The sequence below is a fragment of the Gordonia sp. WA4-43 genome, assembly GCF_020520305.1.
GTDB lineage: Bacteria > Actinomycetota > Actinomycetes > Mycobacteriales > Mycobacteriaceae > Gordonia > Gordonia hongkongensis.
In genome coordinates this window covers 1,588,037-1,608,789 of record NZ_CP084736.1, presented here as the reverse complement: position 1 = coordinate 1,608,789, position 20,753 = coordinate 1,588,037, and the positions used below count along the sequence as shown (strand labels likewise).

Annotated in this window: 20 protein-coding genes; 12 read left to right on the top strand and 8 right to left on the bottom strand. The window is 68.9% G+C overall.

Features of this window, described 5'->3' with window-relative positions; all coding sequences use genetic code 11:
* Positions 1 to 37: 37 nt before the first annotated feature.
* Complete coding sequence (locus LEL84_RS07290; RefSeq protein WP_226513678.1) at positions 38 to 1,087, bottom strand: ABC transporter substrate-binding protein; 1,050 nt, start codon at positions 1,085 to 1,087, stop codon at positions 38 to 40.
* 291 nt (positions 1,088 to 1,378) lie between these two features.
* Between LEL84_RS07290 and ctaD the strand changes: the two genes are divergently transcribed.
* Genes ctaD through LEL84_RS07270 form a run of 4 tightly spaced genes read left to right on the top strand, consistent with a single transcriptional unit; the run spans position 1,379 to position 5,645 of the window.
* Positions 1,379 to 3,163: a cytochrome c oxidase subunit I gene (gene ctaD, locus LEL84_RS07285; protein WP_226513677.1), complete on the top strand. Its 1,785-nt coding sequence runs from the start codon at positions 1,379 to 1,381 to the stop codon at positions 3,161 to 3,163.
* A 3-nt stretch (positions 3,164 to 3,166) separates the two neighbouring features.
* On the top strand, positions 3,167 to 4,408 hold the full coding sequence (gene serB, locus LEL84_RS07280) for a phosphoserine phosphatase SerB (protein WP_068970709.1): 1,242 nt from the start codon (positions 3,167 to 3,169) through the stop codon (positions 4,406 to 4,408).
* 14 nt (positions 4,409 to 4,422) lie between these two features.
* Complete coding sequence (locus LEL84_RS07275) at positions 4,423 to 5,199, top strand: peptidyl-tRNA hydrolase (RefSeq protein WP_159371166.1); 777 nt, start codon at positions 4,423 to 4,425, stop codon at positions 5,197 to 5,199.
* Positions 5,196 to 5,645 (top strand): cupin domain-containing protein, encoded by a 450-nt coding sequence (locus LEL84_RS07270; protein ID WP_137809019.1) that lies wholly within the window; start codon positions 5,196 to 5,198, stop codon positions 5,643 to 5,645. The genes LEL84_RS07275 and LEL84_RS07270 overlap by 4 nt, the downstream gene beginning before the upstream one ends.
* Positions 5,646 to 5,666: 21 nt before the next feature.
* On the opposite strand, the gene LEL84_RS07265 is transcribed toward LEL84_RS07270, so the two are convergent.
* Positions 5,667 to 6,668, bottom strand: a complete 1,002-nt coding sequence (locus tag LEL84_RS07265) for an LLM class flavin-dependent oxidoreductase (RefSeq protein WP_159371165.1) — start codon at positions 6,666 to 6,668, stop codon at positions 5,667 to 5,669.
* Between the two features lie 99 nt (positions 6,669 to 6,767).
* Here LEL84_RS07265 and LEL84_RS07260 point away from each other — a divergent pair, with 99 nt between their 5' ends.
* A complete protein-coding gene (locus LEL84_RS07260; RefSeq protein WP_058252176.1) occupies positions 6,768 to 7,604 on the top strand; it encodes an ABC transporter ATP-binding protein in 837 nt (278 codons plus the stop codon).
* Positions 7,605 to 8,432: an NUDIX hydrolase gene (locus LEL84_RS07255; RefSeq protein ID WP_137809018.1), complete on the top strand. Its 828-nt coding sequence runs from the start codon at positions 7,605 to 7,607 to the stop codon at positions 8,430 to 8,432. It abuts the gene before it with no gap.
* A 12-nt stretch (positions 8,433 to 8,444) separates the two neighbouring features.
* Here LEL84_RS07255 and LEL84_RS07250 read toward each other — a convergent pair whose 3' ends face one another.
* A complete protein-coding gene (locus LEL84_RS07250) occupies positions 8,445 to 9,044 on the bottom strand; it encodes a maleylpyruvate isomerase family mycothiol-dependent enzyme (RefSeq protein ID WP_159371164.1) in 600 nt (199 codons plus the stop codon).
* A gap of 101 nt (positions 9,045 to 9,145) precedes the next feature.
* Between LEL84_RS07250 and LEL84_RS07245 the strand changes: the two genes are divergently transcribed.
* Positions 9,146 to 9,550, top strand: a complete 405-nt coding sequence (locus tag LEL84_RS07245; RefSeq protein WP_413466970.1) for a MarR family winged helix-turn-helix transcriptional regulator — start codon at positions 9,146 to 9,148, stop codon at positions 9,548 to 9,550.
* On the opposite strand, the gene ligD is transcribed toward LEL84_RS07245, so the two are convergent.
* The gene (gene ligD, locus LEL84_RS07240) at positions 9,531 to 10,511 is read right to left on the bottom strand and encodes a non-homologous end-joining DNA ligase (RefSeq protein WP_159371163.1); all 981 of its coding nucleotides are present in this window, start codon (positions 10,509 to 10,511) and stop codon (positions 9,531 to 9,533) included. The two genes, LEL84_RS07245 and ligD, sit on opposite strands and share 20 nt — an antisense overlap.
* 127 nt (positions 10,512 to 10,638) lie before the next feature.
* Here ligD and LEL84_RS07235 point away from each other — a divergent pair, with 127 nt between their 5' ends.
* From LEL84_RS07235 to LEL84_RS07225, 3 genes are all read left to right on the top strand, one after another.
* Complete coding sequence (locus LEL84_RS07235) at positions 10,639 to 11,427, top strand: enoyl-CoA hydratase/isomerase family protein (RefSeq protein ID WP_058252172.1); 789 nt, start codon at positions 10,639 to 10,641, stop codon at positions 11,425 to 11,427.
* Positions 11,428 to 11,489: 62 nt separating this feature from the next.
* Positions 11,490 to 12,464, top strand: a complete 975-nt coding sequence (locus LEL84_RS07230; protein WP_226513676.1) for a class I SAM-dependent methyltransferase — start codon at positions 11,490 to 11,492, stop codon at positions 12,462 to 12,464.
* Positions 12,465 to 12,483: 19 nt separating this feature from the next.
* Entirely contained in the window at positions 12,484 to 13,683 is a 1,200-nt protein-coding gene (locus tag LEL84_RS07225) for a THUMP-like domain-containing protein (RefSeq protein WP_226513675.1), read from the top strand.
* 71 nt (positions 13,684 to 13,754) lie between these two features.
* Here the strand turns inward: LEL84_RS07225 and LEL84_RS07220 are convergent, their stop codons facing one another.
* A complete protein-coding gene (locus LEL84_RS07220) occupies positions 13,755 to 15,092 on the bottom strand; it encodes a PQQ-binding-like beta-propeller repeat protein (RefSeq protein ID WP_226513674.1) in 1,338 nt (445 codons plus the stop codon).
* Positions 15,093 to 15,219: 127 nt separating this feature from the next.
* On the opposite strand from LEL84_RS07220, the gene LEL84_RS07215 reads away from it, so the two are divergent.
* Positions 15,220 to 15,972, top strand: a complete 753-nt coding sequence (locus tag LEL84_RS07215) for an acyltransferase (RefSeq protein WP_226513673.1) — start codon at positions 15,220 to 15,222, stop codon at positions 15,970 to 15,972.
* Positions 15,973 to 16,054: 82 nt separating this feature from the next.
* Here LEL84_RS07215 and LEL84_RS07210 read toward each other — a convergent pair whose 3' ends face one another.
* Genes LEL84_RS07210 through LEL84_RS07200 form a run of 3 tightly spaced genes read right to left on the bottom strand, consistent with a single transcriptional unit; the run spans position 16,055 to position 19,742 of the window.
* A complete protein-coding gene (locus tag LEL84_RS07210; protein ID WP_226513672.1) occupies positions 16,055 to 17,362 on the bottom strand; it encodes a glycosyltransferase family 4 protein in 1,308 nt (435 codons plus the stop codon).
* Positions 17,359 to 18,921 carry a glycoside hydrolase family 57 protein gene (locus tag LEL84_RS07205; protein ID WP_068970699.1) on the bottom strand — a complete coding sequence of 521 codons (1,563 nt, stop codon included), beginning with the start codon at positions 18,919 to 18,921 and terminating at the stop codon, positions 17,359 to 17,361. Before LEL84_RS07205 ends, LEL84_RS07210 begins: the two co-directional genes overlap by 4 nt.
* 2 nt (positions 18,922 to 18,923) lie before the next feature.
* A complete protein-coding gene (locus LEL84_RS07200; protein WP_068970698.1) occupies positions 18,924 to 19,742 on the bottom strand; it encodes a class I SAM-dependent methyltransferase in 819 nt (272 codons plus the stop codon).
* Between the two features lie 186 nt (positions 19,743 to 19,928).
* Between LEL84_RS07200 and LEL84_RS07195 the strand changes: the two genes are divergently transcribed.
* Positions 19,929 to 20,714 carry an electron transfer flavoprotein subunit beta/FixA family protein gene (locus tag LEL84_RS07195; protein WP_004019278.1) on the top strand — a complete coding sequence of 262 codons (786 nt, stop codon included), beginning with the start codon at positions 19,929 to 19,931 and terminating at the stop codon, positions 20,712 to 20,714.
* Positions 20,715 to 20,753 lie beyond the last annotated feature (39 nt).

Genomic DNA, 20,753 nt, shown 5'->3' with positions numbered 1-20,753 from the left:
GGGGCAACGATGCGCGACACCTGCCGATCGGAGACCGTCAGGAGTTGCCGTCGAGTGAGCCCTTGACGTCGTTGAGGACCAGCCAGGCGGCGGCGAGTCCCGAGGACTCGTACCAGACGTCGTCGTCGACGGCGAGCACACGTTTCCACACGGGTGCGCCCAGGCTGAGCCATTCGTCGCTGAGCAGGACCTGTTCCCCGTGGGCGAGGCCTTCCTCGCCTTCGAAGCTCACATAGATGAGGTCGGCGTCGGCGTCGCGGAAGTTCTCGTCGGTGACGGCGAAGGAGTCGGGCACGCGCTGCGGGCCGGGCCGCTGGACGCCGATGTCCCCGAGCACCTGGCCGGCGAAGGTGTTCATCCCGGCGATGGTCTCGGAGTCGTCGCCGAATCGCACCAGCGACACCTGGGTGTGCGAGGCGTCCATACGCCGGCCGGTCTTGGTCGCCTCGGTCGTGTACTCGGCGAGACGTGTCCGACCCGACCCGCTGCGGTTCACGGCGTCGGCGACGGCCTGGAACTGCTCTTGCCAGGTGCCGTCGGCCGGGATGGTGACGGTGCGGACACCGGGGAACGCGCGGGCGGAGTCCGCGGTGTCGGCGGTGGTGAGGACGAGTCCGGCGTCGGCGTCGGCGACCGCCGCGGCGTCGGGCGTCGGTCCGATGGCCGGGACCGAGGTCAGCTGGGGACCGAGATACTCGGGCACGGAACCGGGCTCGGCAGCCACCGCGACGACCTCGGGGCCGAGCCCGAGGGCGCACAGCGCGTCGAGAACAGCGGGGTCGGTCACGACGATGCGTTCGACGTCGGCCTCACCCGGATCCGGCGCGGTGGGTGCGAGGCAGGTCTTCGCGTAATCACGGTCGGCCGAGACGATGTTCACCTCCGCCACCCGTGTCGTCACGGTGGAGATGGGGGAGCCGTCCGGAGTCGTCAGCGGCTCCTCGCCCGAACAGGCGGCCAGCGCGACCACGGTCAAGCCGATCGTGGTCGCCAGGCCAATGCGTCGGACGAGTGAGCGCCGGGTCTCGCCGGTGGCTGCCTCGACACTTCTGGCGGCCTCGTTCGCGACCGTGACCCTCCGTTGCACCCGCCCAACCTAGCACCGGCCCCGAGGCGGCCGGCGTAGGCTCGGATGCGCACTCCCGGGCGCCGGACGCCGGCGATCGGAGGGGTGCTCCGAGAGCCTGGCGCGTCGTCGAAGAAACCGCCGATGAGCACTGCCGATCCGGTGGCTCCGACATCGAATACGACAGATCGTAGGACCCGCTCGGCCCGGGCACCGGTGAGGGTTTAGGATCAGTAACCAGCGCTCGGTTTGTTCATGTGCCGACCGACGGCCGAAGGGGTTCGGCGTCGGGTTCGGGCAAGAGGAGGATCTGTGACCGCGGTAGACCAACCCACCACGCAAGTGGCTCCAGTGCGTCCGTTCCCGGAGCGCTATCAGCCCAAGGGTTCGTTCATCTACAAGCTGCTGACGACGACCGATCACAAGTTGATCGGCATGATGTACATCACCGCCTGCTTCGCGTTCTTCCTCATCGGCGGCCTCATGGCCCTGCTGATGCGTGGCGAGCTCGCGATGCCGGGCATGCAGTTCCTGTCCACCGAGCAGTTCAACCAGCTCTTCACGATGCACGGCACCGTGATGCTGCTGATGTACGCGACGCCGATCGTGATCGGCTTCGCCAACTTCGTGTTGCCGCTCCAGATCGGTTCGCCCGACGTCGCCTTCCCGCGACTCAACGCACTCGGCTTCTGGCTGTTCGTCTTCGGTTCGACCATTGCCGTCGCCGGCTTCATCACGCCCGGTGGCGCCGCCGACTTCGGCTGGACCGCGTACACGCCGCTGACCGACGCCGTGCACAGCCCCGGCATCGGCGCCGACCTGTGGATCATGGGTCTGGCCGTCTCGGGTCTCGGCACCATCCTCGGTGGCGTCAACATGGTCACCACCGTGATCTGTCTCCGCGCACCCGGCATGACGATGTTCCGCATGCCGATCTTCACCTGGAACATCCTGGTGACCAGCGTGCTGATCCTCCTCATCTTCCCGCTGCTGACCGCGGCGCTGATGGGTCTCGAGGTCGACCGCCAGTTCGGTGCCCACATCTACGACCCGGCCAACGGCGGCGTCATCCTGTGGCAGCACCTGTTCTGGTTCTTCGGACATCCCGAGGTGTACGTCATCGCCCTGCCGTTCTTCGGCATCGTGTCCGAGGTGTTCCCGGTCTTCTCGCGGAAGCCGATCTTCGGCTACTCCGGCCTGATCTACGCCACGCTCGCCATCGCCGCCCTGTCGGCCGCGGTGTGGGCCCACCACATGTACGTCACCGGCGCCGTGCTGCTGCCGTTCTTCTCCTTCATGACGTTCCTGATCGCGGTGCCCACGGGTGTGAAGTTCTTCAACTGGATCGGCACGATGTGGCGAGGTCACATAACGTTCGAGACCCCGATGCTGTTCTCGGTCGGCTTCATCGTGACGTTCCTCTTCGGTGGTCTGACCGGCGTCCTGCTCGCGAGCCCGCCGCTGGACTTCCACCTGTCCGACAGCTACTTCGTCGTCGCGCACTTCCACTACGTGCTCTTCGGCACCATCGTGTTCGCCACCTACGCCGGCATCTACTTCTGGTTCCCGAAGATGACCGGACGCATGCTCGACGAGCGACTCGGCAAGATCCACTTCTGGCTGACGTTCATCGGCTTCCACATGACCTTCCTGGTGCAGCACTGGCTGGGCAACGAGGGCATGCCGCGTCGCTACGCCGACTACCTCCCGTCGGACGGCTTCACGACGCTGAACATGATCTCGACCGTGGGCGCGTTCATCCTCGGCCTGTCGACCCTGCCGTTCCTGTGGAACGTCTTCCGCAGCTACCGCTACGGCGAGGTCGTCACCGTCGACGATCCGTGGGGCTTCGGCAACTCGCTCGAGTGGGCCACCTCCTGCCCGCCGCCGCGCCACAACTTCACCGAGCTGCCCCGCATCCGGTCGGAGCGCCCGGCGTTCGAGCTGCACTACCCGCACATGATCGACCGCATGCGTGCCGAGGCGCACGTCGGCCCGGGCCACGCCGCGGGCAAGGACCGTCAGATGGAAGAGGCTCGTCGCGAGCCGTTCACCGTGGGAACGCACGAGGGATCCCCGGATCCCGACCCGCGCTGACCGGTGAGCAAGGACTCGACAGCCAGTTCCGGTACGACCGTCCTGGTCACTGTCACCGGTCCCGACCGGCCAGGTGTCACCTCTGTTCTCATGGGTGCCCTGGCCGGTCAGGCCGTTGCACTGCTCGACGTCGAGCAGGTGGTCATCCGCGGGCAGCTGACCCTCGGCGTGCTGGTGTCCTCCACCGGCGACCCCGAGGCGCTGCAGGAAGTCGTCGAACAGGCGATGGCGTCCATCGGTTTCGACGTCCGGGTGGAGATCGGGGTCGATCCCGGTAGCCGTTCGCCGTCGTCGCATGCCGTCGTCATCCTCGGCAGCCCGGTCACCGCCACCGCGTTCAGCGCCGTCGCGGCGAAACTGGCGAGCCAGGGCGGCAACATCGACTCGATCCGCGGAATCGCCGACTACCCGCTCACCGGCCTCGAACTCATGGTCAGCGTTGCCGGCCGGGGTGGTGTCGCCGCCGACGCCGCCCTCCGCAAAGGCCTCGCCGAGGTTGCTGCGAAGCATTCGGTCGACATCGCCGTGGAGCGCGGCGGACTCGCTCGGCGCGCCAAGCGCCTGATCGTCTTCGACGTCGACTCGACCCTCATCCAGGGCGAGGTGATCGAGATGCTCGCCGCGCACGCGGGCCGCGAAGCCGAGGTCGCCGCGGTGACCGAGGCGGCGATGCGAGGTGAACTCGATTTCGCGCAGTCCCTTCACGAACGCGTCAAGGCCCTGGCCGGACTCGACGCGAGTGTTCTCGACGATGTCGCCAAGTCACTCGAACTGACCCCCGGTGCTCGGACGACGATCCGTACGCTGCACCGCCTCGGATTCCACTGCGGTCTCGTGTCCGGCGGTTTCCGTCAGGTCATCGACGGACTCGCGCACGAACTCGAACTCGACTTCGTCCGGGCCAACACCCTGGAGATCGTCGACGGGAAACTGACCGGCCGGGTCGTCGGCGAGGTCGTCGACCGGATGGGCAAGGCGCACGCGCTGCGGTCGTTCGCCGATCAGGTCGGGGTGCCGATGGAGCAGACGATCGCGGTGGGCGACGGCGCCAACGACATCGACATGCTCAGCGTCGCCGGGCTGGGAATCGCCTTCAACGCGAAGCCGGCGCTGCGCGAGGTCGCCGACGCCACGCTGAATCACCCGTTTCTCGACGGGGTCCTGTTCATCCTGGGCGTCTCCCGCGACGAGATCGAGGCGGCCGACGCCGCCGACGGCGTCTATCGCCGGGTACCCCTGGGCTGACCTCGCACCGCTCCATGGGATCCGAGCGCACGGTCTCTCCGCAGGTCGATCCGGAAGCGATCGTGGCCGATCATCGGCGGCTGGTCGCCTACGTCGGAGGCGGTGACGACCCGTCTGACCCCGCCGACGTCCTGGCGATGGCGATGGTGCTCCGGATCGAGAAGAACGATCCGCCCGACCGCACCGAACTGCTGACCGCGGCAGCGCGAGCGGTGGCGTTACTGTGCCTCGACGAACGAAGTGCGGGCGACGGTCCGTGGTCGGCGGCGATGGACGCCTGGTGCGACGCACGAATCCGGAAGATCGCCCGGCGCGCGCGTGGCGCGCAATGGGCTGCCGCGCAGGAGGTCTGGGGTGTGACCGCGACCGAGGGCGGGGCGTCGGCACGGGCGTTCGTGCCCGGCCGCGTCGGTGACCTCGACCGGCGTGTGGCGAAGCTGCAGATCGGTGGGACCGAGGTCGAGGGAGAGCTGCCCGAGCAGCCGCCGGTCTCGGGCGTCGTGCTGTGGACCAATCCCGACCTGCCGATGACTGTCGGCAAACTGGCCGCGCAGGTCGGTCACGCGTCGATGCTGGCGGCCAAGCTCCTCTCCGCGGACGACGCGATCGAGTGGCGTCGGGACGACTGCCCGCTCGCGGTCCGTCAGGCCACGCCCGGGCGGTGGCGAGAACTGCTCTCCGCCGATGCCGCCGGGAGGGCGGTGGCCGTTCGAGACGCCGGGTTCACCGAGATCGCGCCCGGTTCGGTGACCGTCATCGCCGAGGTCATCCGGGCCCAGGAGGACACGTGAGCGCTGCGGTACCGCCGGAATGGGTGAAAGCTCTTGATCTGCAACCCCATCCGGAAGGCGGCTGGTTCCGGGAGACGTGGCGGAGCGACGTCGTCGTGCCGTCGGCGTCGCTTGCCGACGGCTATACCGGCGACCGTGCCGCCGGCACGGCGATCTACTTCGTCCTCATGCCGGGCGACGAGTCGGCGTGGCACACGGTACGCGGCGCCGAACTGTGGCTGCACCATCGAGGAGCGCCGGTCGAACTCGATCTCGGCGGGGACGCCGATGTCCCCGGTGACCCGACGACAGTTCTCGTCGGACCCGACATCGAGGCCGGTCACCGACCCCAGGCGCTCGTGCCGCCGGGCGTGTGGCAGCGTGCACGGCCCGCCGGGGACGAGCCGTCACTAGTCAGCTGTATCGTCGTGCCCGGGTTCGACTTCGAGGACTTCCGGCTGGCCTGACGGTCTGCCCTCGGATCTCGGTCAGCCGGCGGCGACCGGTGAGTTCACCGGCGCGAGGTGGCCGAAGGTGCCCAGCCACACGTCACGATCGGGCGCCAGCGACGCGACGATCAGCTCGTCTGCGTCGGCGTGCCCGGCGAACCACGAGAGGTAGTCGCGCACCTCGCCCGGCGTCCCGACACCCGAGTACGTCAGCATCTCGTCGATCTGGCGTCCCTGCGGCATCGAGAGGATGGCGTCGGCTTCCTCGTCGGTGAAGGTCCGGCCGCGGCCGTAGAGCAGCGACACGCGTTGACGTTTCGCGATCTGCAGCTGCGCCTGCGCACGGTCGGCGTCCTCGTCGGCGATCGCTCCGACACCCGCGATGACGTAGGGCTCGGCGAGGACCTCCGACGGCCGGAACTCGCGGCGGTACAACGCCACGGCCTCGGTGAGCGCCTGCGGCGCGAAGTGGGAGGCGAAGGCGTACGGAAGTCCGAGGGCCGCGGCGAGCTGCGCGCCGAACAGCGACGAGCCGAGGATGTAGAGCGGCACGTGGGTGCCCGCGCCCGGGGTCGCGCGAACGCCTTCGATACGCGACTCGTCGCCGAGGAAGGCCTGCAGCTCCAGGACGTCGTGCGGGAACCGCTCCGCGGAGGCGTGGGTGCGGCGCAGGGCCGCGAAGGTCTGCTGATCGCTGCCGGGCGCGCGCCCGAGCCCGAGGTCGATGCGCCCGGGATGGAGTTCGGCGAGGGTGCCGAACTGCTCGGCGATGGTCAGCGGGGAATGGTTCGGCAGCATCACGCCGCCGGCGCCGAGACGGATGGTCGAGGTGTGCGCGGCGATGTGTGCGATGAGCACCGCCGGCGCCGACGACGCGATGGCCGACATGTTGTGGTGCTCGGCGTACCAGATCCGGCGGTAGCCCCACTTCTCCGCGTTCTGTGCGAGATCGACACTGGCGGACAGGCTTTGCGCGGCAGTCTCGTCACGACCGATCTGCGCGAGATCCAGGATCGACAAGGGGAGGTTCGAAGGGGTCACGACGATGTTCAATGCGGCCGACGCCCCGGACTATTCCCGCCGTCCGGTCTGCCGTGAGTCGAACGGGTCGACCATTCCCTCGTGGTGCAGGATGGGGGAGTGACCGAATCCGATCCCGACCTCTTGATCGATTTTCGCGACGTCGCCGTCGTTCGAGGCGGCAAGACTCTCGTCGGCCCGCTGTCGTGGCAGGTGGAACTGGACGAACGCTGGGTGATCATCGGACCCAACGGCGCGGGCAAGACGACACTGATCCGACTGGCCGGGGCGGAGATCCACCCGACGTCGGGCACCGCCTTCGTGCTCAACGAGAAGCTCGGCCGGGTCGAGATCCGCGAGCTGTCGACCCGGATCGGGGTCTCGAGCCCGTCGCTGGTCGATCGAGTGCCGCCGGAGGAGATCGTCAGCGACGTCGTCATCTCGGCGGGATATGCGGTCCTGGGGCGGTGGCGCGAGAGCTACGACGCCATGGACCGTGCGCAGGCCGTCGAATCGCTGGAATCGATGGGCGCCGAGCACCTCGCGGACCGTCGCTTCGGCACGCTGTCCGAGGGCGAGCGCAAGCGTGTCGTGATCTCGCGCGCGCTGATGACCGACCCCGAACTGCTCTTGCTCGACGAACCGGCCGCCGGGCTCGACCTGGGTGGCCGCGAAGAACTCGTCGATCGTCTCGCGCGTCTGGCCGCCGACCCCGACGCCCCGGCCATCGTGCTGATCACCCACCACGTCGAGGAGATCCCCGAAGGTTTCACACATGCGATGATCCTGTCCGAGGGTGGCGTGGTGGCCCAGGGGCTGCTCGAGGAGGTACTCACGAGTGAGAACCTCACCGCCGCCTTCCGCCAGCAGATCGTTCTGGACAAAGTCGACGGCCGGTACTTCGCGCGGCGCCGGCGCCGTGCGGGTGGCCACCGTCGAGCAGCAGGAGGTAACTGAATGACGTCGACACAGCAGCAGGGCCCGGACATCGTGTCCGCACCGTTGCGGGATGCCGCGACCGTCGTGCTCGTCCGCGACGCTGCCGACGGCATCGAGGTCTTCCTGCAACGCCGCGTCAAGCAGATGGCCTTCGCGGGGGGAATGACGGTGTTCCCGGGCGGCGGCGTCGACAAGCGGGACGCCGACGCCGACCTGGCGTGGACGGGTCCCGAGGCCACCTGGTGGGCCGGGCAATTCGGCAGCGACGCCGAGATCGCCCAGGCCCTGGTGTGCGCGGCCGTCCGCGAGACGTTCGAAGAGTGCGGCGTCCTGCTCGCGACCGATGCCGACGGCGCCTTCGCCGACCCGGAGGGACTGGCCGAGGATCGGCAACGCCTCGTCGAGAAGTCGTTGTCGTTCGCGCAGTTCCTCACCGCGCGCGGACTGACGCTGCGTGCCGATCTGCTGCGTCCGCTCGCGCACTGGATCACCCCGGTGAACGAGAAGCGACGCTACGACACCCGGTTCTTCCTGGCCGCGATGCCCGACGGACAGCACGCCGACGCCGAGACCACCGAAGCCGAGGTCGCCCGGTGGGTGAACGCCCGGGTCGCGATCGATTCCTGGGCCGCGGGCCAGCACTTCCTCATGCCGCCCACGTGGTCGCAGCTCAACTACGTCTCGCAGTTCTCGACCATCGACGAACTGCTCGACGCCGAGCGTGTCATCGAACCGATCCTGCCGAACGTGACACCCGGCGCCGGGCTGGCCGGCCTCGGTTTCCCCGGCTCCGACGAGTACTTCCGGACTCTCGGCGATCAGCAGCCGCCCGAGATCACGCTCTGACCGGACGCGCTGTCAGGTTGAGGGCGCCAGTGCCCCGGCGGCGTTCGTCCGTCCGCCGAACAGCATGACGATGTCGCGGATCGGCGCCTCGACGACCGCGCCCGTCCCGGCCGCGAAGTCGCTGTCGGTGGCCACGTAGCGTCGTCCCTCGTTTCGGCGACGTGCGTGGAACGGGAAACCCGTCGACCACAGGTAGTCTGCGCACGCCGTCGCGGCGTCGGTCGGCATCGGCCGGTCGAGTCCGAGCGGGACCGCGATGTCCTGCCCGTGCAGGAGCGAATCCAGCAGCGGCGCCATGGGAGTCGTCCCGATCGGATGCCGACGCGAACCGACCATGGCGCGCAACTTCGAGGCGGCCTGATCCGCCGTGGTGTCGTCGCGCAGCGCGAGTTCGCGGATCATCGTGTTGAACCGGAATCCGTATCGGCACGCGGCGATCATCGCTCGTGCCGGTGAGGTGTGGGAGTGGGTGAGGTGGACCGCGACGTCGCGCACCGTCCAAGCGTCGCACAGCGACGGGGTGGCGAGTTGCTCGGGCGTGAGGGTCTCGATCAGTCCGGCGAGTTCGAGTCGTTGCTCGTCGATGCGTTGCCAGATGAGGTCGGTGTCCATCGGTCGCTCCCGCCGCACAGATAGTCAGGTTCCCTGACTGATATTAGTCAGGGTTTCGTACTAAAGTCAACGTCGTGTCCGACCCGCAGATCGCCGTCCTGATGTTCATCGCCCATCGCGCGACCGAGCGCCGGGTGTTGGCACGGATCGCCGAGGAAGGGGCCGACGACATCACTCCGGCGCAGTCCCGGGTGCTACAGCGGCTGGCACCCGAACCCATGCGGCTGACCGATCTCGCCGAGCAGGCGGGTGTCACCAAGCAGACCGCGGGCGGCATCGTCGACCAGCTCGAGGCGGCTGGCTACCTGACCCGGGTGCCGGACCCGTCCGACCGTCGCGCCCGGCTGGTGACGCTGAGTGAGCGGGGCGTTCACCTGTGCGAGGTCGCCGCGCGTGAGGTCGAGGCGCAGCAGCAGGAGTGGCGCGAGCATCTCGGCGACGCTCAGTTCGCCGCCCTGGAAGAGGCATTGCGGTCGTTACGCGACGTCACCGATCCATATCGATGATCTCGGCGTCCTCGTCGGTGCCGATGTCGTCGCGGTCGGCCCAGTCGATGAGGGTGTCGAGTCGGTGCGCGACGTCGTCGATCTCCGCGTGCAGGTCTCCGAGTTCGGCGAACCGGGCCGGCACGGTGGCGATGGTGAAATCGTCGGGTTCGATGTCGTCGATCTCGGCCCAGGTGATCGGCGTCGACACGGTGGCCCGCTCGTTGCCACGCACCGAGTAGGCCGAGGCCATGGTGTGGTCGCGGGTGTTCTGGTTGTAGTCGACGAAGACCGCCGCCGGGTCGCGGTCCTTGCGCCACCAGGTCGTCGTCACGTCGTCGGGCGCCCGACGTTCGACCTCCCGGGCGAACGCGAGAGCCGCACGCCGGACCTGCGGGAAGCCCCACTCCGGCGCGATGCGGACGTAGATGTGCAGCCCGCGACCGCCCGAGGTCTTGGGGAACCCGCGCATACCCAGTTCGTCGAGCACTTCTTCGACGACGTGCGCCACGCGCCGGATCCGGGGGAACGTGCAGTCGGGCATCGGGTCGAGGTCGATACGCCACTCGTCGGGCGACTCGGGGTCGTCGCGTCGTGAGTTCCAGGGGTGGAACTCGACGGTCGACATCTGCACCGCCCAGATCACCGATGCCAGTTCGGTGACGCACAGTTCGTCGGCGGTGCGGCCGTACCGCGGGAAGTAGATCTCGGTGGTCTCCAGCCAGTCCGGCGCACCGGCGGGGATGCGCTTCTGGTGGACCTTGTTGCCGCTGACGCCCTTGGGGAACCGGTGCAGCATGCACGGACGGTCGCGCAGCGCACGGACGATCCCGTCGCCGACGGACAGGTAGTACTCGGCGAGATCGCGCTTGGTCTCACCGCGCTCGGGAAAGTAGACGCGGTCGGGACTCGACAGCCGGACGGTGCGGTCGCCGACCTCGAGCTCGATGGGATCACCTGCGGAACCCGACGTTTTCGCCATGACCGCCACTGTATGGCTCCGATGCCGGTGGGCGGCGGACTCCGGGCCGCGTCGTGCGTGCCGGGTCGTCGGCCTGGGTCGTCGGGCTGGGGCATCGATCGGACTTACCTACCGGTAGCCTTCGACCATGCCTGAGTTCGTGACCCTCGAGTGCTCCGACGCTCATCCGGGGGTCGGCACCATCCTGCTGCACCGGCCGCCGATGAACGCGTTGAGCCGGCAGGTGCAGGCCGAACTGGCCGCCGCGGCCGAGGAGGCCACGGTCCGCGCCGACATCAAGGCCGTCGTCGTCTACGGCGGCCCGAAGATCCTGGCGGCCGGCGCGGACGTCAAGGAGATGCGGGACGTCGGCTACGCCGAGATGAGCCGGGTGGCGGGTCGCCTGCAGAGCGATCTCGGCGCGATCGCCGCCATCCCGAAGCCGACCGTCGCGGCCATCACCGGGTACGCGCTCGGCGGTGGCCTCGAAGTCGCGTTGGGTGCCGACCGACGGATCGCGGGCGACAACGCGAAGCTCGGGCTGCCCGAGGTCCTGCTCGGTCTCATCCCCGGCGGCGGCGGCACGCAGCGGCTGGCACGTCTCATCGGGCCGTCGAAGGCCAAGGATCTGATGTTCACCGGCCGCTTCGTCGACGCCGCGGAGGCACTGGCGATCGGACTCGTCGACGAGGTCGTCGCGCCGGACGAGGTCTACAACGCCGCGCTCGCCTGGGCCGGACAGTTCGACGGCGCCGCCTCGGTGGCGCTCGCCGCGATCAAGAAGGCCGTCGATCAGGGGCTCGGCGTCGACCTCGACACCGGGCTCAAGATCGAAGAGCAGTTGTTCGCCCCGCTATTCGCGACCGAGGACCGCGCCATCGGTCTGACTTCGTTCCTCGAGAACGGCCCCGGGAAGGCGGAATTCGTCGGCCGCTGAGCCGTCGTCGCCGCGTACCCCTCGACCACAGCACCCCATCACCACGCACACAGGAAGCGATCATGACCACCGACGCCACACCGGGCACCGATCCCGCTCCCAATCCGCACGCCACCGAGGAACAGGTCAAGGCGGCCCTCACCGACACCAAACTCGCCCAGGTGCTCTACCACGACTGGGAGGCCGAGACCTACGACGAGAAGTGGTCGATCAGCTTCGACGAACGCTGCATCGACTACGCGCGTGGCCGTTTCGACGCCGTGGCCACCGAGGAGCCCCTGCCGTACGGCCGCGCGATGGAACTCGGTTGTGGCACCGGCTTCTTCCTGCTGAACCTGATGCAGTCGGGTGTTGCGTCGAAGGGGTCGGTCACCGACCTCTCGCCGGGCATGGTCAAGGTCGCCCTGCGCAACGCGGAGAACCTTGGTCTCGATGTCGACGGCCGGGTCGCCGACGCGGAGAAGATCCCGTACGACGACGACACCTTCGACCTCGTCGTCGGACATGCTGTGCTGCACCACATTCCCGATGTCGAGCAGGCGCTGCGCGAGGTGCTGCGGGTCCTCAAGCCCGGCGGGCGGTTCATCTTCGCGGGTGAGCCGTCGACGATCGGTGACTTCTACGCGCGCTGGATGAGTCGGGCGACGTGGTTCGCCACGACGAACGTCACGAAGCTCGGTCCGCTGCAGGGGTGGCGGCGCCCGCAGGAGGAACTCGACGAGTCCTCGCGTGCGGCCGCGCTCGAGGCCGTGGTCGACATCCACACCTTCGATCCCGACGAGCTCGCCGGCATCGCCCGCGCCGCCGGCGCGCAGAAGGTGGCCACCGCCACCGAGGAACTGGCCGCCGCGATGCTCGGCTGGCCGGTCCGCACCTTCGAGGCCGCTGTGCCGCCGGAGAAGCTCGGCTGGGGCTGGGCCCGCTTTGCCTTCGGTGGCTGGAAGCGGCTGACCTGGCTCGACGAGAACGTGCTGCGCAAGGTCGTACCCCCGAAGTTCTTCTACAACGTCGTGGTGACGGGGACGAAGCCGCAGTAGGCGGTTCCGTCGTCAGGCCATGGGCTACTCCTTCGATCTCGACGATGTCGCGTTCCTGCGGTCGCGGCACGGCGAGAAGGCGCTCGACACGGTGGCCGGCCTCGAGCTCACCCCGTCGACGATGCTGGCCGACATCACCGAGGTACGCAGCCGATACGCGCCCCACGACGCCGCGCTGATCGAGACGGTGCAGTGTCGTAGGCGCGCCCGCTCGAAGCTGCGCGATGCCGAGGCGCTCCTGCTCACCGACGACGCCCTGCAGCAGGCGACCGCGTCGGTGGTCGCCGCGCACCGTGCGGCCGAAATCGCGGCGCGGTTCCCGGAATCGGTGGTGCACGACCTGACCTGTTCGATCGGGGCGGAGTTGCGAGAGCTGGTGCGCGCCAACGGTATCTCGGGTGTCATCGGCAGCGACATCGACCGGGTCCGGCTCGCGATGGCGCGTTCCAACGTGCCGGAGGCGACGCTGCTGGTCGCGGACGCGCTCACCCCGACCTCGACCGCGGACGTGCTCCTCGCCGATCCCGCGCGGCGATCGGACGCGGGCCGCATCTTCCGACTCGATCAGCTGACCCCACCGCTCTTCGAGCTGTTGACCACCTACCCCGGCCGCGCGCTCATCGTGAAATGCGCTCCCGGACTGGATCATCAGATGCTGCGAAACCGCTATGGCTTCGACGGCGAGGTCCAGGTCACCTCAGTCGACGGCGGCGTGCGCGAGGCGTGCCTGTGGACGGGCCCGGGTGTGGAGCCCGGCCGGCGGGCCACCGTGCTCCGCACCCGCGCCGACGGAACCATCGCCGAGGTCGAGGTCACCGACCGCGAAGACGACGACGTGCCGGCCGGTGAGGCGGGCGAGTGGATCGTCGACCCGGACGGGGCGATCGTGCGCGCCGGGCTGGTCAAGCACTACGCCCACCGGTCCGGGCTCTGGCAACTCGATCCGCAGATCGCCTATCTCACGGGTGATTCCGTCCCCGACGGCGCCCGCGGATTCCGGGTGATCGAGCAGACGGGCGTGACCGAGAAGGCGCTCCGGAAGGCGCTCGCGGCGCTCGACTGCGGCCCCCTCGAGATCCTCGTCCGCGGACTCGACGTCGACCCCGACCGATTGCGGAAGAAGCTCAAGCTCAGGGGCTCCCGGCCGTTGTCGGTGGTGCTGACCCGGATCGGGCGCAAGGGTGCCGCGTTCATCTGTGAGCCGGGCGTCCGGTTCTGAAACGAACCCCGACCACGCAGAGTGCGGGATCTGTATCGGTTTCCAGTACGAATCCCGCACTCTACGAACACCTAGTCGAGATCGGCCTTGCTGTCGAAGAAGTACACCTCGCCGAGATTGGTCGCGGTCGCGATCTGTCCGGCGTAGGACACCGAGACGCCGGTCGCGAAACCGCGTGAATCCGGCAGCGGCAGAGTCCGTTTCGTCGCGCCGTCGGTCGTGGACACCTCGACCAGGGACAGGGAGTCCTTGCCGGGATCGCGGGCGACCGTCCACGCGGTCTGCTGCTGGGTCAGCGCGGACAGGCTCACCGTCGCCAGATCGGTGCGCTGCCAGACCTGTTCGGCACGATCGCCCCGGTCACGCAGCAGGGTCAGCGGGGCGCCGAGCGAACCGGTCGGGATGATCAGACCGTCCGGGGAAACGGTCATCGTCGCGAATCCGTGGCCGCCGATGTCGTAGGTCCACCGCGTCGATCCGTCCTCGGCGTTCAGGGCGACGATCTTGCCGTCGCGCGAGAACGCATAGACGGTCGCGCCGTCGGCCGAGAGCGTCGGGGTCCCGATGACGCCGCTGGGGACGTCGGCCTGCCACGCGGTCCGGACTTCGCGGTTCCCGGCAACGGCGCCGTACTTCATCGCGCGGATCTGCGACGTCGCTGCGCCCTGGGGAAAGAAGTTGAGGAAGAAGCGTTCTCGTTCGGTGTCGACGGCAGCGGGGGCGGGGATCGCGCACTGCGGCCCGTTGCTCACGCAATCGCCGAAGCCGCGGAGCGGTTGCGCGGGGTCGGCGTCGTCGCGCAGTCTCACCTCAGGCGCGAGGAGTTCGTTGCGCTGGGTGTCGATCAGCAGGATCTGACCCTGTGTGGTGGCGACCAGCACCTCGTTCGGGGCCGCGAACTTCGCCGACAGCGGTACCCCGATCACGCCGGCCCGCCAGCGGATGGCGCCGCCGGCATTGAAGGCGAGGAAGGTCGTCTCCTCGCCGAGATAGGGCTGGTCGTACTGATCGACGAGCATCGCGTTGATCTCGACACCGGCCCGCATGTCCTTGCAGAAGTTCTTGCGTCCGGAGCGGCTGTCGAGCACGAGCACGTTGCATCCCTGCGCCGCATTCGACGTCACGCCCACGTTCCCCTTGCCGGAGATCGTCACCGGCGCGGTGACCGGGCCGCCGGTCGGCCGTGTCCAGCTCAGCGTGAGGTCCTCCGGCACATCGGCATACGCGAAGTTGGCGTTGCCCGGGACGCCCCCGTAGCTGGGCCAGCCGACGCTCGGCACGGAGCGGACGTCGATGTGGCCGTCCGAGCAGGCGGCGAGCGCCATCGAGCACACGGCCGTCAGCGCGACGAGCGGGCGGGTCAGCGCGGATCGGCGGCGTCGAGACACCTGCGGTCGTGCCAAAGCCATCCTGCTCCTCGTCGTCGTGCCCTGTTCTGCGTCGTGTCCAGGCGCCGGGCATGCCATCGAACGGCACCCTCCGCGCCAGCAGTGAGCCTATCGTGCGCGAAAATCGCGTCGATTAGGGTTTCTGGTCATGACCACCATGTGGAATGCGTCGTACCGGTCCCGCCGGCGCGCGGGCCGACGCCGCGACCCCGACCAGGCGCGTTTTCTCACGCTGGACTCGCTGCGATGGATCAGACGCAACCGGGCGTTCACACCGTGGTACCTCGTGCGCTACTACCGCCTGGCGCGGTTTCGCCTGGCCAATCCGCACATCGTGCTGCGGGGCATGGTGTTCCTCGGGCGCAACGTCGAGATCCACGCGACGCCGGAACTCGCGCGCATGGAGATCGGTCGCTGGGTCCACATCGGCGACGGCAACTCCATCCGCTGCCACGAGGGCAGCCTCCGCATCGGCGACAAGACCGTCTTCGGCTGCAACAACGTGGTGAACTCCTACCTCGACCTCGAGATCGGCGGTTCCACCCTCATCGCCGACTGGTGCTACATCTGCGACTTCGACCACAAGATGGACGACATCACGCTGCCGATCAAAGACCAGGGCATCGTGAAGGGCCCGGTGCGCATCGGGCCGGACACGTGGGTCGCGGCCAAGGTGTCGGTGCTGCGCAACACCATCGTCGGGCGAGGATGCGTGCTGGGCTCGCACGCGGTGGTCAAGGGCGTCATCCCCGACTACGCCATCGCGGTCGGCGCCCCCGCCCGGGTGGTCAAGAACCGGATGGACGACTGGGCCTCGAACGCCGCCGAACGCGCCGAACTCGAACGCGCCCTCGCCGACATCGAACGGAAGAAGGCCGCGGCCGAGCGGGACCCTTCGTGACGCCCTCCGCAGGCTCCGGGCTCCTCAGGGAGCAGGGGGTGGAGGCCCTCCGCAGGCTCCGGGCTCCTCAGGGAGCAGGGGGCTATGCCTGGCCCGGGTCCCGTTCGGGCAGCGGGCGTTCCGGGATGTCGGGCCGTCCGATCGCGTGCCGGACTCGACGCTTCGCGGCGAGGTGCACGCTCGCGGTGCGCTCGGCGACCTCGGCCCAGGAGAACTCCGCGGTGAGCCGCGCCCGGGCCCGCAGTGCTCGCTGCGCGGCCGCGCCCGGATCGGACAGCGTGGCCCGGACCGCCGCGGCCAGACCGGCGACATCCGCGGGCTCGAACGTCAGCCCGGTGTCCGGCTCGCGAACCGCCTCACCCAGACCCCCGGCCGTGGACACGATCAAGGGCACGCCGGTCGCCGCCGCCTCCAGCGCCACGATCCCGAACGGCTCGTAGCGACTCGGTAGCACGATGGCGTCGCAGCGGTGCATCAGCGTCACCAGCTCGGTGTGGTCGACCGGGCCGACGAACCGCACCGCCTTGCCGACCCGATGCTTGCGCGCCTGCTCCATCAGCCAGTCTCGCTGGGTGCCGTCACCGGCGATCGTCAGCGTCGTACCCGGATGGCTGCGCCGGATCCGGGGGAGAGCCGCGAGCAGATCCTGCACGCCCTTCTCGTATTCGAGCCGACCCGCGAACAGCAGCTCGGCCGGACCGCTCGTCCGAGCACGTTCGGCGAACGGCCACGTACGGATGTCGATGCCGTTGTGGATCACCGTGATGTCGGTGGCGTCGTAGCCGAACAGTCGGTTCACCTCGTCGCGCATCGACGCCGAACACGTGATGAGAGCATCGGATTCGGACACCAGCCACCACTCGACCGAATGCACCTGCCGGTTCGTCCGGCCGCTCACCCAGCCGCTGTGCCGCCCGGCCTCCGTCGCGTGGATCGTGGAAACCAATGGCACATCGAAGAACTCGGCCAGCGCGATGGCCGGGTGGGCGACCAGCCAATCATGCGCGTGCACGACCTCCGGTACCCATCGCGACCCGATCGCTCCGCTCCCGGCGCCGTGCGGATCCGGCCCGCTCGCTCCGCTTCCGGCGCCGTGCAGAATCCGAAGTCCCGCCCGCACGAAGGCATGCCCCATCGCCAGCGTCCAGGCCATCATGTCCTGCCCGAACTCGAACTCCGGCGGGTCCTCGGCGACGGCCAGAACCCGAACACCCTCGACGACGGTGTCCGTCGTCGGATGACTCAACGCATCGGTCCCCGACGGACGCCGGGTCAGCACGACCACGTCGTGCCCGGCGGCGGCCATCTCGGTGGCGAGGTGATGGACATGCCGGCCGAGTCCGCCCACCACCACCGGCGGGTACTCCCACGACACGAACAACACCTTCATCGGATTCCCCCCTCGACACCGACCCGGTCGGCGGTCAGAGCCGTGTGCAGCCGGCGCGCATCGAGTGCGGGAAAGAGATTGTCGGCACGCGCCCAGGCGGCGGCGAGCGTCTCGGCTGCGTCGTCGCGGCCCCGCATCGCCGCGTCGCTGATTTCGCGGGTGGCATGCGCATGCGTGTGAGCTCGCGACACAGCGTACTGCGCCGCGGTGTCCTTCGACACCATGAACGGCCAGTCCGAGGACACGGTCAGCAGCGCCTCGCGCACGATCTGATCGGCGACCCGGCTGCGTGCATTCACTCGTTGCCGCAGCTTGGCGACCGCGTCGAGCGCCGTCTCGGTGACCTCGGCGTTCAGGTCGACCAGGTGCTGCACGGCCGGGCCGTTCCACACCCGCCAGTCCTTACCCGACCCCCACGACGACCTGGGGAGGTCGATGGGCGCGCCGACGAGCCCGGCCTGCGTTGCGCCCGCGAGTGTCCCGACGGTGACCCCGACCTCGGGCAGACGTCGCAGCACCCGTTCCAGCCAGACCGGGCCCTCATGCCACCAGTGCCCGAACAATTCGGTGTCGAACGCGGCGACCACCAGCGCGGGCCGGCCGATCCGCGCGGACTCGTCGACCAGACGCTGCCGCACATGCGCGACGAAGTCCTCGACGTGCCGGTCGACAACCGCGTCGACGCGAGCCGGGTCGTAGGGCTTCTTGTCCTGCCCGGACACGGTCCGGCCGGTGACCCGGAACCGCTTGAGCCCGGTCTCATGGTCATAGGTGTGGAAATCCCGATAGGCGCCATGACCCGGATAGCCCGACTTCGGCGACCAGACGCGATAGCTCACCGTCAGGTCACGTCCGTAGGCGACGACGACGCTGTCGCCGACGGGGCGTCCCAGCGCGGTGTCGCCGTGCAAGGCGGGCCCGTCGACCATGAAGTGGCGCACGCCCGCTCGGTCGTACTCCGTTTCCATCCCCGGCGCGAAGGCGCACTCGGGTGCCCAGATCCCGGTCGGGTCGACACCCCACCGCGCATGGGCGTCCGCGAGCCCCTCGGTCAGCGAGAATCGGCGCAGTCGCGGGTCGAGCAGCGGTGCGAACGGGTGGGCCAGGGGGCCGCCCAGGATCTCGACGACGCCGCTCGATGCCAGTCCGCGGATCAGTGGCGACGCGCCGTGACGCCATCGGGACGCAAAGGTGTCCAGCGCGCGTTGGGCGTCGAGGTACTCACGGCGGCCCGCCGCGGCTCGGTCGGCGTCGCGGGACATCGCTGCCTGCGTGGCCCGGAGCTGCCAGTCGGCGAGCCACTCGTACATCGACGACGCACAGTGCGGATCGTCGAGCTGCGCGGCCAGCACCGGCGTGATCCCGAGGGAGAGCTGGTCGCTGAAACCGTCGGCGGCCAGCCGCTCGAGCATGTCGAACAGCGGCAGGTACGACGCGGCCCACGACTGATACAGCCACTCCTCGCCGACCGGCCAACGTCCGTGATTGGCCAGCCACGGCAGATGCGAGTGCAGGACCAGCGTGAACTGGCCCGGGACGGGTTCGGTGCGGGTGGTCACCCTCAGCCCCGCAACGCGACGGCGAACAGGTCGAGCGAGTCGTCGATGTCGTACACGCCGGAATCGACGACATCGAAGTCCGCGGCGACCACGCCGGCGACATCCGCGGCCAGCTCGTCCGGCCAGGGCTCGCCGGCGAGCGCACGCTCGATCTGGGCGTCGATGAGCGAACCGCCCCATTTGGTGTCCAGGGCGCGAAGGCGCGGTCCGTGGACGACTCCCCACATCGCGTCGATCACGAAGCCGCCGTCGAGAAGCAGTTCGGTGAGTTCGGCCGCGTCGAGCTCACGGGTGTGGAACGGGTTGAGCGGTGTGTCGCGACCGGGGGAGAAGGTGATGCGGTTGGGCGTCGACATGAGCAGGACCCCGCCCGGACGCAGCACGCGGTGGCATTCGGCGACGAATCGCGGCTGATCCCAGAGGTGTTCGATGACTTGGAAGTTGACCACGATGTCGACCGAGGCGTCGGCGAGGGGGAGGTCGACGAGGTTGCCCTGGTGGACGACGAGCTGGGGATAGCGGCGTCGGGTGTGTTCGACCGCGGCGGCGTCGTAGTCGACGCAGACCACCGACGACGCCCCGGCGTCGGCGATCATCGCGGCGCCGTACCCCTCGCCGGAGCCGGCTTCGAGGACGTCGTGGCCCGCGCACCGGTCGGCGATGTGGCGGTAGGCGATCTCGTGGCGCCGGAACCAGTAGTTCTCGGCGGGAATCCCCGGGACCGTCCGCTCGCCGGTCAGCGCCAATTGCTGGTCGGTGTCGAGCGCCTCGAGACCAGTGGTTGCCGTCCCGCGCGACGATCCGAGGTCTGCGTCAGTCATCTGACAGAGAGTAGGGCATGCCCCGGGGACCGCCGGGGCCGTCGTGCCGAGCGAGCGAACGGTAGCGTGCATTGTGTGAGGTAGTCGATGTTTAGTGGAAACATAGGAGACGCTAAAGTGGTGGGGACCCATGGCCTTACCCGCCGGTAAGTTGCCGAACCCGATGCAGGAGGTCGACGTAGACCCATGACAAACATTGTCGTACTGATCAAGCAGGTTCCCGACACATGGTCCGAGCGCAAGTTGTCCGACGACGACTACACCCTGGACCGTGAGGCCGCCGACGCCGTCCTGGACGAGATCAACGAGCGCGCCGTCGAGGAAGCGCTGAAGATCAAGGAGGCCGACGGCGGTGAGGTCACCATCCTGACGGCGGGTCCCGAGCGCGCCACCGACGCCATCCGCAAGGCCCTGTCCATGGGCGCCGACAAGGCGATCCACATCAAGGACGACCTCATGCACGGCTCGGACGCGGTCCAGACCGCCTACGTGCTGGCCCGGGCGCTCGGCACGGTCGAGGGTGTCGAGCTGGTCATCGCCGGCAACGAGGCCACCGACGGTCGCGTCGGCGCCATCCCGGCCATGATCGCCGAGTACCTCGAGCTCCCGCACCTGACCCACCTGCGCAAGCTGACCCTGGAGGGCGAGACCCTCAAGGGCGAGCGGGAGACCGACGACGGCATCTTCCACGTCGAGGCCAGCCTGCCGGCCATCGTCAGCGTGAACGAGAAGATCAACGAACCGCGCTTCCCCTCCTTCAAGGGCATCATGGCCGCCAAGAAGAAGGAGGTCACCGTTCTGACCCTCGCCGAGATCGACGTCGAGGCAAGCGATGTGGGCCTGGAGAACGCCGGCTCGGTCGTGACGGCGAACACCCCGAAGCCGCCGAAGACCGCGGGCGAGCGCGTCACCGACGAAGGCGACGGCGGCACCAAGGTCGCCGAGTACCTGGTCGGCCAGAAGATCATCTGACCTTCTCCACGCAGACCACCGGCGAACCCCCAGACATTC